Origin of the sequence: Mesorhizobium sp. M7A.F.Ce.TU.012.03.2.1 (assembly GCF_004006095.1) — a bacterium.
In the GTDB taxonomy this organism is placed as follows: domain Bacteria; phylum Pseudomonadota; class Alphaproteobacteria; order Rhizobiales; family Rhizobiaceae; genus Mesorhizobium.
This window is the reverse complement of record NZ_CP034779.1, coordinates 5323670-5336512: the sequence shown is the minus strand read 5'-3', so window position 1 is coordinate 5336512 and position 12843 is coordinate 5323670. Positions and strand designations below refer to the sequence as shown.

Annotated in this window: 14 protein-coding genes and 1 tRNA gene; 12 read left to right on the top strand and 3 right to left on the bottom strand. The window is 61.6% G+C overall.

What is annotated here, in order from left to right:
• Positions 1-66 precede the first annotated feature (66 nt).
• From EJ079_RS26390 to EJ079_RS26365, 5 genes are all read left to right on the top strand, one after another.
• Entirely contained in the window at positions 67-1293 is a 1227-nt protein-coding gene (locus EJ079_RS26390) for a pilus assembly protein TadG-related protein (protein ID WP_164873857.1), read from the top strand.
• A gap of 4 nt (positions 1294-1297) precedes the next feature.
• Positions 1298-1738, top strand: a complete 441-nt coding sequence (locus EJ079_RS26385; RefSeq protein WP_245466311.1) for a TadE/TadG family type IV pilus assembly protein — start codon at positions 1298-1300, stop codon at positions 1736-1738.
• A complete protein-coding gene (locus EJ079_RS26380) occupies positions 1728-2135 on the top strand; it encodes a TadE/TadG family type IV pilus assembly protein (RefSeq protein WP_127270088.1) in 408 nt (135 codons plus the stop codon). The genes EJ079_RS26385 and EJ079_RS26380 overlap by 11 nt, the downstream gene beginning before the upstream one ends.
• Positions 2136-2546: 411 nt before the next feature.
• The gene (locus EJ079_RS26370) at positions 2547-2789 is read left to right on the top strand and encodes a hypothetical protein (RefSeq protein WP_127396081.1); all 243 of its coding nucleotides are present in this window, start codon (positions 2547-2549) and stop codon (positions 2787-2789) included.
• Between the two features lie 114 nt (positions 2790-2903).
• Positions 2904-3206, top strand: coding sequence for a DUF1330 domain-containing protein (locus EJ079_RS26365; RefSeq protein WP_127327465.1), 303 nt, complete (start codon positions 2904-2906; stop codon positions 3204-3206).
• A gap of 378 nt (positions 3207-3584) precedes the next feature.
• Here the strand turns inward: EJ079_RS26365 and EJ079_RS26360 are convergent.
• From EJ079_RS26360 to phaC, 3 genes are all read right to left on the bottom strand, one after another.
• Positions 3585-3659: transfer RNA gene (locus EJ079_RS26360), tRNA-Glu, on the bottom strand.
• 439 nt (positions 3660-4098) lie between these two features.
• Complete coding sequence (locus tag EJ079_RS26355; RefSeq protein ID WP_127396080.1) at positions 4099-5346, bottom strand: YcbK family protein; 1248 nt, start codon at positions 5344-5346, stop codon at positions 4099-4101.
• Positions 5347-5562: 216 nt separating this feature from the next.
• Positions 5563-7398, bottom strand: a complete 1836-nt coding sequence (gene phaC / locus EJ079_RS26350) for a class I poly(R)-hydroxyalkanoic acid synthase (RefSeq protein WP_127396079.1) — start codon at positions 7396-7398, stop codon at positions 5563-5565.
• A 97-nt stretch (positions 7399-7495) separates the two neighbouring features.
• On the opposite strand from phaC, the gene EJ079_RS26345 reads away from it, so the two are divergent.
• The 7 genes from EJ079_RS26345 (at position 7496) to EJ079_RS26315 (ending at position 12735) form a co-directional block, all read left to right on the top strand.
• Positions 7496-7888: a hypothetical protein gene (locus EJ079_RS26345; RefSeq protein ID WP_127323218.1), complete on the top strand. Its 393-nt coding sequence runs from the start codon at positions 7496-7498 to the stop codon at positions 7886-7888.
• 45 nt (positions 7889-7933) lie between these two features.
• On the top strand, positions 7934-9151 hold the full coding sequence (locus EJ079_RS26340) for an LL-diaminopimelate aminotransferase (RefSeq protein ID WP_127810575.1): 1218 nt from the start codon (positions 7934-7936) through the stop codon (positions 9149-9151).
• Between the two features lie 47 nt (positions 9152-9198).
• Positions 9199-10512 (top strand): homoserine dehydrogenase, encoded by a 1314-nt coding sequence (locus tag EJ079_RS26335; RefSeq protein WP_127398513.1) that lies wholly within the window; start codon positions 9199-9201, stop codon positions 10510-10512.
• A 132-nt stretch (positions 10513-10644) separates the two neighbouring features.
• Positions 10645-11001: a hypothetical protein gene (locus tag EJ079_RS26330; RefSeq protein ID WP_127810574.1), complete on the top strand. Its 357-nt coding sequence runs from the start codon at positions 10645-10647 to the stop codon at positions 10999-11001.
• Between the two features lie 71 nt (positions 11002-11072).
• On the top strand, positions 11073-11240 hold the full coding sequence (locus tag EJ079_RS26325; protein ID WP_013531988.1) for a Thivi_2564 family membrane protein: 168 nt from the start codon (positions 11073-11075) through the stop codon (positions 11238-11240).
• Between the two features lie 204 nt (positions 11241-11444).
• On the top strand, positions 11445-12428 hold the full coding sequence (gene glpX, locus EJ079_RS26320) for a class II fructose-bisphosphatase (RefSeq protein WP_127810573.1): 984 nt from the start codon (positions 11445-11447) through the stop codon (positions 12426-12428).
• Between the two features lie 73 nt (positions 12429-12501).
• The gene (locus EJ079_RS26315) at positions 12502-12735 is read left to right on the top strand and encodes a DUF6434 domain-containing protein (RefSeq protein ID WP_127810572.1); all 234 of its coding nucleotides are present in this window, start codon (positions 12502-12504) and stop codon (positions 12733-12735) included.
• Positions 12736-12843: the final 108 nt, after the last annotated feature.

Below are 12843 nucleotides of genomic sequence, written 5' to 3'. Positions count from 1 at the left end.
ACTGCTCGAAAATGCAACGAACTTTTTAGCCATTCGTTCATTTATGCGTGCTTTCTAATTTAATCCATGGCCTTGAGTAGCTTCACCCGTGTTCGGCTTGTAATGGACGCCCTGCGCCGGAGCACGGGCGCAAATGTCGCCACCATTTTTGCCCTCACCTTGCCGGTCGTTGTCGGCGCTGCGGGCTTCGGCGTCGAGACCTCCTATTGGTACTACAACAGCCTGAGATTGCAGGCGACGGCCGATGCAGCCGCCTATGCCGGTGCGCTCGAACAGATTTCGGGTTCCGACAAGCCGACGATCGTCGCGGCCGCGACCCAGTCCGCGGCGTCGAACGGACTGGGTTCGGGCACGATCGTCGTCAATACGCCGCCGGCGTCCGGACCGAATACGGCGAAAAAAGCGGTCGAGGTGATCGTCGGCCAGCAGCTCGACCGGATGTTCACCCTGATCTTCACGCAGGACAAGGTCCCCGAACAGGCGAGGGCGGTGGCCGTTATTACCGATGCCTCGAGTGCCTGCATGCTCGCGCTCGATCCGTCCGCTTCGCAGGCGGCGCTGTTTTCCGGCAGCACCAGCGTTAAGCTCAACGGCTGCTCGGTCATGTCCAATTCGATCGCTTCGGACGCCATCAAGCTTCAGGGCTCGGCTGGTCTGCAGGCCGATTGTCTTATATCGGCGGGCGGGGTCTCTCTCAGCAATCCCGTCACCACCGTCTGCGCGGCCCCGATCACCCAGGCACTGCCTGCCGGCGATCCCTTTGTCGACCTGCCGGCCCCAGTGGCCGCAACCCCCTGCCAGAACGACAACAAGGCGACGCTCGGTCCAGGCACCTATTGCAGCGGCATGAACCTGAAGGGCAATGTCACGCTTTCGCCCGGCGTCTATGTCGTCCAGGGCAGTTTCAAGATAAACGCCAACGCAGCCATCACCGGCAGCGGGGTGACCATCTTCATGTCGGGCAGTTCGACGGTCAGCATGAATGGCAATGCGTCCGTGAAGCTCAGCGCGGCGACTTCGGGCACCTATTCAGGCGTTCTGTTCTACGGCGACAGGACCGGCATGAGCGCATCCAGCACGTTCAACGGCACCGCGGACTCGCTTTTGACCGGGGCCATCTATTTCCCTAAGCAGCAAGTGAACTATCTTGGCAATTTCTCGGGCAATGGCGGCTGCACCAGGGTCGTCGCCAACACGATCCAATGGTCCGGTAACTCAACCATCAGTCAGGATTGCTCGAGCCTCGGAGTGCCCAACATTCCAGCCGCGCGGTCCGTGGCACTGTCCGAGTAGCGCCGTGCGTCACCGATCGATACCGATCCTTGGCGATGATTCGGGCGTTGCGGCGGTCGAGTTCGCGATGGTGCTGCCGATTCTGTGCCTGGTGCTGCTTGGCATTCTGGACGGCTGGTCCTACGTAACGAGTTCACTGTCGATGCGCGCCGGTGTGAAGACCGCCGCGAACCTGGTCATGAGCGGATCGACCGATGATGCGGCGACCCAGGCCCTTGCCATTGCGAGCTGGGAAAATCGGCCGGAAGACGGCCAGGTCACGCTAAGCCGCATCCGTATGTGCGGGGCGACGGTGGTCGACGCGTCCACCATGTGCAGTGGGCCGAAGGTGCCAGCGGTCTATGTCCAGATACAGGCATCGGGCACCTGGGTGCCGCCAATTGCCTTCGGCGCCTTTGCCACTTCCACCGTCATCGGTCACCAGGAGACGATCCGTGTCCGCTAGGGTAAGCGCGTTCCGGCGGGATCGATCGGGCGGGGCCGGGCTGGAGTTCGCGCTGATCGCGCCCTTCCTTGTCATGCTGCTGTTCGGAATCTTCGCCTTTGGCTGGTCGATGCACTCGGTCTCCAGTGTTCGCTATACGCTGGAGACGTCAGCGCGCTCGCTGCAGCTTAAAAACACGCTGACCCAGGCCGACATTCAATCGATCGCCACGCAGAAATTGCAGGCCTTGGGGTTCAAGGACGTGAACGTCACCATCGCCATCGACCCCGTGAGCGGCGGCTTCCGCATGGCGCATCTGACCGCCGCCTATGCCTTCGTCATCGACTTTCCCTACTTCAGTTCCTTCCCGATCAACTACGCGACAACCGTTACGGTGCCGCTGCTTGGCAGCGGCTAGGCTGTGGCCTGATAGCCTCGCGCTGGGGCTCTGCTTACTTGTACGCCTTGAGCGCGATCAGATACGCCTTGAGCGCGATCAGACCGCCGAGAATGGTTATCGCCATGAGGATCAGCGCCCACGACACAATGTTGTGTGACGGACGCCTCCGGCGACTGCGCAGGGCCCGGTCCCGCCAGCGTTGGCCTGATCAGCCCCTGTGTTTTGTCGATCCAGGTCCTTCTCCACGAGCAGAATGCGACTCATGCCGGCTGGTGTCCAGATCGGCACCGGTTTTGGCGGTCACGATGCAAGCTTGGCAATCAGCCTGCTTTTGATGGCACGGGGCTAGATAATATATTTCGTAGTGCTAATATTAAGGTGACGCTAGGTCATGTCCGACCATCTGTCGGGTGCAATATGGGGGTTCCAATGAGAGTGGCTGTATTTTGCGTGGCTGTCGTTTTCGCTGCGACTGGTATCGCTGTTGCCAAGGAAAAGAAGGCGGCGGTCAGTGACGCCGCCGCTTTATGTTCCACCAACCCGTCAGCCAAGAAGCCCGCTCCAAATCTGGACTGTGGTTTCACGGGAACAGCCAAATCGGAAGATAGCGGCGCAAAGGCAGAGCCGCGCCTCGGATACGACGCCAATCCGTGGATTATAACAGGCTTTTGACTTCGCGTTGGCGGATGCCGGTTGAAGCGCTGAAGAGAGTCGTCTTAACCGACAGGCCCCGCCCCCGGGACCGGACCGTAACGGTCGGGCGCCGTCGAGAAGGAGGAAGCGCAAATGGCCGCCTATCTGATCGCGGATGTAGACGTAAAGGACGCTGCCGCGTTCGAGGAATACCGGCGGGATGTGCCAGCCACCGAGGAGCGTTATGGTGGGAGATATCTAGGTCGTGGCGGTGCGACCAAGGTTTTGGAGGGCGATTGGGAGCCACACCGTTTGGTTATTATCGAATTCCCCGACATGACGTCGTTGATGGGCTGGTACAATTCGCCGGAATACGCCCGCCTTATTGAAATCCGGAAGCGTTGCGCCAACACCAGGATCATTGCGCTTGAGGGGGTTGCAACACCCACTCTTTGACCGTGGTGGCTCGCGTTCATCAGGTAGTATCCGGCTTTTGCGCCCGAATCCGTACACCGCGAAGTCAGCTGTTTAAAGCCGGGAAACCAGGCAATAAATGCGGGCTTACCACTGCGGGGCTTTCTCATTTGTCGCGGTGCCCGAGAACCCAACTCGACCGTGCAATGAAAAGCCCGCCACGGGGGCGACCTGCGGCGGGCTCTTGGAGCGGCTACATCCCTGAGGAATCGACCACTTTGTAGCAGGATTATGACCTGTGTGGCCGCGTTAGCCTATGGTGTGATCGCGGAAGCTGCGCGTCAGTTGAAGACCGCGGCAGGGAGCCAGTCGAAATTGGCCACATTGGGAGGGAGGTTTGCGCTAAACGCATTATTTTTCTGGTACGCCCAAGGGGAATCGAACCCCTGTTACCGCCGTGAAAGGGCGGTGTCCTAACCGCTAGACGATGGGCGCGCTCAGACGAAGCGGCTTATACTGGCGTTGTGCGCAACCGGCAACCCGTCAGGTGCCACCTTGGACAACTTTTTTCCGGGCCAGCCAAATCAACGATTTCCCGAGGGTTGGCAGGCTTTGATAATTAGCGGCGACACCCATCGTTTCGTCATCCTCGGGCGGAGCAAGGAGCGCAGCGACGCAGCGCAGACCCCTGGAGCTGCTCCGCAACCCAAGGGATTCATGCCGCGACTCAAACGCATCACCACGGTGCAGAATTCTGCTCCGTCGCATTCCTCGACAGCCGTCGCGGCATGGATCCCAGGGTCTCGCGACGGAGCTTCGCTCCTGCTTCGCCCTAGGATGACGAAGTTTGTGGGAGGCTTCGGCTAATCCCGAATGCTCAGAATGGTCACCGGTACGATCTTGGCTGCTAATAGGCCTAAGACCGTCTGCTAGACTAGCCGTCACCGCCGCTGCGCCGGCGGCAGCGCCAGTTCCAGTCGCGCTCGGGGCCGACGTCGACGTGAACCGATTCTGTGTGGCAGTACGTGCCGACGCCGCCGCGGCCGGGCATGCTTCTGATGTAGCTCGCCAGTTCCCATTTCGAAACGCCGGGAACCTGGATATCGGCGGCGGCGCAATACATGTGCAGCGAATTCTTGGCGCCGTTGGCGCGCCGGTTGCGGGCCGGGTCGCGATAGCCTGACGTCACCGTCATCTTGCGGCCGTAGTGGCCTTCGATCGTCTTCAGCACGCGCACCAGCGACGGCTTCAGGCAGGCCACATCGACGCTTTCGTTCTGCTTGAGCAGCCCGTTGGGCGCCAACCGGGCCATGCCGGCGGCTGACGCAACCTGATAGGAGCCGCCGATTGGCCCCTCATCCTCGTTGAGGTCGACGTCGCTTTCGTCGTCCAGGCCGGACTTGCGCTTGATCTCGAACAGGGCCGTCTGGCGCACGCCGGGCAGGGCATCGCTGCCGGTGATGTGACCGCTATCGCCACCGAGCGAAGCCAGTTGCACCGGCTTGGCCGTGGAATTGGCCGAGGCCAGCGTGATGATCGGCTTTGCCGCTGCTGGCGCCGCTTTTGCCTGCGCCGGGGGCTGCTCGCCCGTCCGGGCGTTGCTGATGATGGGGGATGGTGTCGCCGAGGCTGGCGTTGCGCCAAACATCGAGGCGAGGAAGCCTTTCTTCTTTGGTGCTTCGGCCTGCGGCATCTCGCCAGCCGTCACATAGACCGGGTTGTTCATGGCCGGAGCGGCAGCGGGCTTCGGCGCCGCCACGTCGCCGTCGACCGCGGCAATCTGCTGGGCGACCGCGTCGGTTTGCTGCGCGGTCTGTGCCTGCTGCGTCAGCGATTGCGGCGTGTTTCCAACGATGGTTTCGGCGCCCGCCGGCGTGGTCAGCGGAAAGGCAGCTCCCGGTTTGGACATAGGCACGTAGGCGACTTTTTCAGGCAGCGCCGTATCGCTCGTCATCACGGTCGACTGCTCGGTCGTGATCTCGGACGAATCGGCGACAGCGGCCGACTTGCCACTTGAGGCGGCATTCATATCCGATGCGGTGGCATTGTAACCGGGCATTCCGACCGACATTGTCGGGTCGCCAGCCGAAGTGCAGGAGGCCAGAAGCAAGGAGCAGAGCGCTGCCACAATGGCGCGGCGTTCTCCCTTTGCGAGGCTCCATCCTGCTGATTTCAAAGTCAAATTCCCCCTCGATGTCCGGTCGGTATATCCTTGGCGCCACACGCATGCGTCGATGCCAGGGTGACCTTTGTCTCCGATCCGGAAACGAGACCTGTGTCAAATCCGCAAGCCTGGAAGTATTTTTGCGGTGATTGCCGAATTACGGCCGCTTGATGGTTGACGACACCATTTCGCCCGCTTTTGGCGGTCCGTCAACTCACCACACATTACAGTCCGTTACACACGTACTTTCACATAGGTGCCGGGAGCATCACCCAAGGTTTTCATATGCTTGCCCGGTTTGCGGGCAGGCACGCGGGTGTTGTCCTTGGCCTCTATCCAGTCTTGCCAGTGCGGCCACCAGGATCCTGGATGGTCGGTGGCATTGGCTATCCACTGGCTGAAGTCGCCCGTCGGCGTACCCCCGGTCCAGTACTGGTATTTGTTGGATGCCGGCGGATTGACGACCCCTGCGATATGGCCCGACCCGGCCATCACATACTCGACCGTGCCGCCGAAATATTTCGAACCGAGGAACACCGAAAGCGCCGGCGCGATGTGATCTTCCTTGGAGGCGAGGTTGTAGACCGGGATGGTGATGTCCCCAAGCGAGACCGTGTGGCCCGCCAGTTCCATCGTGCCTTGCGAAAGGTTGTTCTCGAGATAGCAGTTGCGCAGGTAGAAAGAGTGATTGGCCGCCGCCATGCGGGTGGAATCTGCATTCCAGTAGAGCAGGTCGAAGGGCAGGGGATCCTTGCCGCGCATGTAGTTGTTGACGACATAGGGCCAGATCAGGTCGCCTGAGCGCAGCATGTTGAAGGCGGTCGCCATCTTGGTGCCGTCGAGATAGCCCTTTTCGCTCATCGACTTTTCCACAGCGGCGACCTGTTCTTCGTCGACGAACACTTTCAGGTCGCCTGCATAGGTGAAGTCGACCTGCGTGGTGAAGAAGGTAGCCGATTTTATGCGGTCGTCGCCCTCTTGCGCCATCAGCGCCAGTGCCGCCGCCAGAAGCGTGCCGCCAACGCAATAGCCGATCGCGTTGACGTCGCGTTCGCCGGTGGCTTTCTCGACGGTGTCGAGGCCGTATTGCAGACCCTCGCGGATATAGGCTTCCCAACTCTTGGTGCCGTGGCGCTCGTCCGGATTGATCCAGGAGATGACGAACACGGTGTGGCCCTGTTCAACCGCCCAGCGAATGAAGGATTTCTGCGGGTTCAAATCGAGGATGTAGAATTTGTTGATCCATGGCGGGCAGATCAGCAAGGGCCGCTTGAGCACCGTCTCGGTCGCCGGGTCGTACTGGATGATTTCGGCGACGTCGCTGCGGCCGACCACCTTGCCAGGAGTGGTGGCGATGTTCCTGCCGATCTCGAAGGGCGAGTAGTCGGCCTGCCGCAGCTTCAGGTCGCCCTTGCCGGCGGCGATGTCCTCGGCCAGCATCTTCATGCCGCGCACCAGGTTTTCGCCGTTCGACGCGACGGTTTCACGGAACAGTTCCGGATTGGTCAGGATGAAATTCGACGGCGAGATGGCGTTGGACACCTGCTTGACGTAAAAGCCGGCCTTGTGGCGGGTGTGCTCGTCAAGGCCTTCGGCGTGCTCGACCAGATCGGCCGCCCAGCGCGAGGTGACGAGATAGGCCTGCTTGAGGAAATCGAAGAAGGCGTTGCGGCCCCATTCCGGGTCGAGGAACCGCTTGTCGCCGCGCTCCGGCTTGACCGCGTCTTCGGTGTCTTGCGCGGCGTTGCTGGTGCGCTGAATGGCGTTGGCCCAGACCGTCATATAGCCGGAGAACAGCCGCGTCTGCGCTTCCAGCGCGCGCTGCGGATCGGCAAGCCAGTATTCGCTGAGCTTGGAAAAGGTCTTCACCATATCGACAACGGGCTCAGCGACATGGTCGCGCACGTCGCCTTTTTCGCGCGGCTCGGCCCAGGCGGAAGCGGCCTTGCCGGCCTGCTCGATCATGCGCGCCATGTTCAGGGCGAAGCGTTCCGGGTCCTTCACCAGATATTGCTCGACGGTCGAAGGCTCGTCATCTTCCGCTTTGCCCGAATCGGGTGTTTTGGACATGGTTGGCGGGGTTCCTCCCGAGGCCTTTTCTTGACATATTAACATGGGACATCCGACCGGGCCAATCTCGCTCTACCTCGGCTGCCAGGGAAACAATATGACGATTAATATTGGCGAGACTGTTTTTTTCGGTGCCGGACGTTTTTGCCGCATCGGCGCGGCGATCGTCCTCATCGGGATTGCCGGGTGCTCGAGCACCAACACGAATGGCCCGACGCCTGTCGCTGCGGGTACGGGGCCGAAGGATACCGGCACCTTTCCGAACCTGAACATCAAGCCGCAAGTGGCGGCGCCTCAGTTCACCGAAGCCGAGAAGAACGCCAAGCTCGCGCAATTGAAGGCGGATGAGAATGCGCAGGCGGCAAAGGGCGGCGGCCCGAAGGTCGCCAACCAGGCGGCGCTGACGGATCTGGCCAAGAAGCATGGCGACGAAACGCTGAAGCAGATCGAAGCCAAATGCGACCCCGCCCTCGACCCTACCTGCAAATAAGTATATAGCGCGCGCCCAACACCCCCTTCGCTGTCTGGAACTGCCATGGAAGAATTTCACAAGGTTCGCCGGCTTCCGCCTTACGTGTTCGAGCAGGTCAACCGGCTCAAGGCCAGCGCCCGATCGCGTGGCGCCGACATCATCGACCTGGGCATGGGCAATCCGGACCTGCCGACGCCCAAGGCTATCGTCGACAAATTGTGCGAGGTCGTGCGCGACCCGCGCACGCATCGCTATTCCTCGTCGCGCGGCATTCCGGGCCTGCGTCGCGCCCAAGCCGCCTACTATGGCAGGCGCTTCGGCGTGAAGCTCAATCCCGACACGCAAGTGGTGGCCACGCTTGGCTCGAAGGAAGGCTTCGCCAATATGGCGCAGGCGATCACGGCGCCCGGCGACGTGATCCTGTGCCCTAACCCGACCTATCCGATCCATGCCTTCGGCTTCATCATGTCGGGTGGCGTCATCCGCTCGCTGCAGGTGGAGCCGGACGACGGCTTCATCCCGGCGCTCGAGCGCGGAGTCAAACATTCGATCCCGAAGCCGCTGGCGCTGATCCTCAACTATCCGTCGAACCCGACGGCGCTGGTCGCCTCGCTCGATTTCTACAAGGATGTGGTCGCCTTCGCCAAGAAGAACGACATCATCATCCTGTCCGACCTTGCCTATTCGGAGATCTATTTCGACGGCAATCCGCCGCCTTCGGTGCTGCAGGTGCCTGGCGCGATCGACGTTTGCGTCGAATTCACCTCCATGTCGAAGACCTTCTCCATGCCCGGTTGGCGGATGGGCTTTGCCGTCGGCAACGAGCGGCTGATCTCGGCGCTGACGCGGGTGAAATCCTACCTCGATTACGGCGCCTTCACGCCGATCCAGGTGGCGGCGGCACATGCGCTCAATGGCGACGGCGCCGACGTCGCCGAAGTGCGCGACATCTACCACAAGCGCCGCGATGTGATGGTCGATGCCTTCGGCCGCGCTGGCTGGACCATCCCGGCACCGGCGGCATCGATGTTCGCCTGGGCGCCAATCCCGGAGCCGTTCCGACATCTCGGCTCACTCGAATTCTCCAAGCTGCTCATCGAACATGCCGACGTGGCCGTGGCGCCCGGTGTTGGCTTCGGCGAGCATGGCGACGAATTCGTGCGCGTCGCTCTGGTCGAGAACGAGCACAGGATCCGGCAGGCGGCGCGCAACATCAAGCGCTTCCTGTCGACCAGCGCCAAGCAGCCCAACAATGTCGTGCCGCTCTCCGCTCACCGGTAAGCTTGCCGCACGCAAATTCGATCTGACTTTGAGGGACGTCGCCGGACATGGCTGAAGCATTGCGTGTTGGAATTGCCGGCCTCGGCACCGTTGGCGCGTCGGTGGCGCGCGTGCTGCGCGACAAAGCGGTGGAACTGACCCGCCAGTGCGGCCGTGACGTGATCGTCACCGCCGTCTCGGCGCGCGACCAGAAGCGCGATCGCGGCGTCGATCTGAGCTCGGCAAAGTGGTTCGACGATCCGGTCAAGATGGCGCAGACCGCAGAAATCGACGTGTTCGTCGAACTGATCGGCGGCGACGAGGGCCCGGCGCGCTCGTCGGTGAAAGCGGCACTCGAAGCCGGCCGTCACGTCGTCACCGCCAACAAGGCGCTGCTGGCCAAGCATGGCGTGGCGCTGGCCGAGATCGCCGAGAAAAAGGGTGTTCTGCTCAACTATGAGGCGGCGGTGGCGGGCGGCATTCCCGTCATCAAGACCATGCGCGAGGCGATGGCCGGAAATTCGGTCACCCGCGTATTCGGCATCCTCAACGGCACCTGCAACTACATCCTGACGCGCATGGAGGCCGAGGGCATCTCGTTCGATGCTTGCCTGCAGGACGCGCAGCGGCTGGGCTATGCCGAAGCCGATCCGACGTTCGACATCGAGGGCCACGACACCGCGCACAAGCTGTCGATCCTGACCAGCCTTGCCTTTGGCACCAGGATCGCCGCCAACGACATCTATATGGAAGGTATCTCCAACATCACCCAGGCCGACATCCGCGCGGCCGCCGATCTTGGCTACCGGATCAAGCTGCTGGGTGTCGCCCAGCGCACCGAGAGCGGCATCGAGCAGCGCGTGCATCCGACGATGGTGCCGACGGCATCGGTCATCGCGCAGGTGCATGGCGTCACCAATGCGGTGGCGATCGAGACCGACATTCTGGGCGAACTGCTGCTGTCAGGCCCCGGTGCCGGCGGCAACGCCACCGCCTCGGCCGTCATCGGCGACATCGCCGACATCGCCAAGAGCCGGCCAGGCTTCCAGCATGGTCCGGTCTTTGGACGGCCGGCGAAGGAGCTGAAACCCTACAAGAAGGCGCAGATGCGCAGCCATGCCGGCGGCTATTTCATCCGGTTGACCGTGCATGACCGCATCGGCGTTTTCGCGGCAATCGCCAAGCGCATGGCCGATAATGACATTTCATTGGAATCGATCGTCCAGCACGCGGTCAATGGCGAGGCGGCGGCACAGAAGACGGTGATCCTCGTCACCCACGAGACGACCGAGGCTGCTGTGCGCAAGGCCGTCGATGGCATCACCAAGGATGGCCATCTGACCGACAAGCCGCAGGTCATCCGCATCGAGCGGGCAGGGTAGCTTTCGCCCGATAGGCCCTGCGGGACAGGAATCCCGCAGGCATTGAGGTCTGGTCTGGTGGGGACAGCCGCCACGCGGGAACGAATTGGTGTCGTCGCCGTTCTCTTGGTCAGCAACCAGAGGAACCGCTTCATGGCCGATACCAACAAGTCCGACACCCCTAATATCGACGACATCCAGAAGACGCTGGAAAAGCAGATTGCCGATTTGCGCAAGGAGATTACCAAGATCAACAAGAGCATTTCGGCGCGGGGCGCGGAGATGCTCGACGACGCCGGCGAACAGGCGTCCGAGTTGTACGACACGGCCGCGAGCCGCGCTTCGCGTACGGCGCAACAGCTGCGCAGCCAGGCTCAGGCTGTTTCGGAGGTCGCGCGTGAAAATCCAGGTACGACGACAGCTTTGGTCGGCGTGATCGGCCTGCTCGGCTTTCTGGCCGGCTTCACCATTGGTCAATCGACGAACGATACCTCCCGCCGCTGGTATTGACCGCAGCGCGATAGGGCCGGGCTTCCGGCCCACTCTCTTGTTTTCAGCAAATCACTTTTAAGGAGGGCACCATGGCTTCATCAGCATTGATCGGCATCCTGATCACATTCCTCGTCATCATCCTCGTTCTCTATCTGGTTCAACGCCTGCCGCTCGATGGCCGGATGAGACAGATAGTTCAGGTCATCGTCATCATCATCGGCATCATTTCACTGCTCAAATACCTCGCGGTTTTCTAGGCCGCGAACGCCGCCATTTTTACCGTTTTGAGACTGGCCCGGCGCACGGCGATCGGGCCAGTATCGTTTCAGGATGCGGCTTAACCGATTGGTATTGTTGGTTATTCGATAAAATCCTCAGTAGGTCTTGCCGTTGTCATGCTGGTTTGACAAAACAGGCCCGCCTCCGGCGGGAGGCCGCATTGCCAACGAGGAAATCACCAGATGAATGTGGCCCAGAACATCGTCGCCGGCCTTGACCGGATACTCACCATGGAACTGGTGCGCGTCACCGAACGAGCCGCCGTCGCGGCCGCCAGGCTGCGCGGGCGCGGCGACGAAAAGGCGGCCGACCAGGTCGCAGTCGACGCCATGCGCCAGGAACTCAACCGGCTTGCCATCAAGGGCACTGTGGTGATCGGCGAAGGCGAGCGCGACGAGGCGCCGATGCTCTACATCGGCGAGGAAGTCGGCTCCGGCAAAGGTCCGGCCGTCGATATCGCGCTCGATCCGCTCGAAGGCACGACGATTTGCGCCAAGAACCTGCCCAATGCACTCGCGGTCATCGCGATCGCCGAAAAGGGCAGCCTGCTGTTTGCGCCCGACGTCTACATGGACAAGATCGCCATCGGCCCGGGCTATGCGGACGGCGTCATCGACATCGACGCCTCGGCGGCTGAGAACATCGCCAGCCTCGCCAGGGCGAAGGGCGTGGCCATATCGGATATCACCACCTGCATTCTCGACCGGCCACGTCATGCCAGGCTGATCGATGCCGTGCGCGCCACGGGTGCCGCGATCCGGCTGATCGGCGATGGCGATGTCGCCGGCGTCATCCACACCACGGATCCGGAAGAAACCGGCATCGACATCTATCTCGGCACTGGCGGCGCACCAGAGGGCGTGCTGGCCGCTGCCGCGCTGCGCTGCACCGGCGGCCAGATGCAAGGCAGGCTGATCCTCGACACGCCGGAAAAGGTTGCTCGCGCGGCAAAGATGGGTATTTCCAATCCGAAACGGGTCTATCGGACGGAGGACATGGCGCGCGGCGATGTGCTGTTCGCGGCCACCGGTGTCACCGACGGCAACATGCTGGCTGGCGTCAAGTTCGGCCACAATTACATCACCACCCACACGATCGTGCTGCGCTCGTCGTCGCGGACGGTGCGCGAGATCAAGGCCCGCCATCAGGGTCTGGATAAGTTCTGACGCTCGCTTGCGAAGCCACCTTGCAATTGCTAGCCATTCGGGCGCATCCGATGCTGGCTGCAAGGATTTGACGATGAAACCGTTCGACTGGCATGCGGATCCGATTTCGCGTGCCACCGCCATCACAAAGTCCTATCGCAACACCCAGAATGTGCGTCGCTTTCTCATCCGGGAATGCGGCGATGCATTCAGGTTCGACCGGCCTTTCATGGCTTGGCTCAAGGACGGTGTGGAAAAGACGATGGGCGATGCGGCCGACGAATGGCTTCGGCGCCAGGCTGAAAAGCCGAAAGCGCAGTTTTCTTGACTTATTTCGGGACCGCGCGCACCCGTGAATCGCTTGGCTTTGCCTGCCTTTGGCCTATAGAGCGTCGCGTGAACGCGACGCGCTTAAAATTGTTGCCAATGCAGGTCG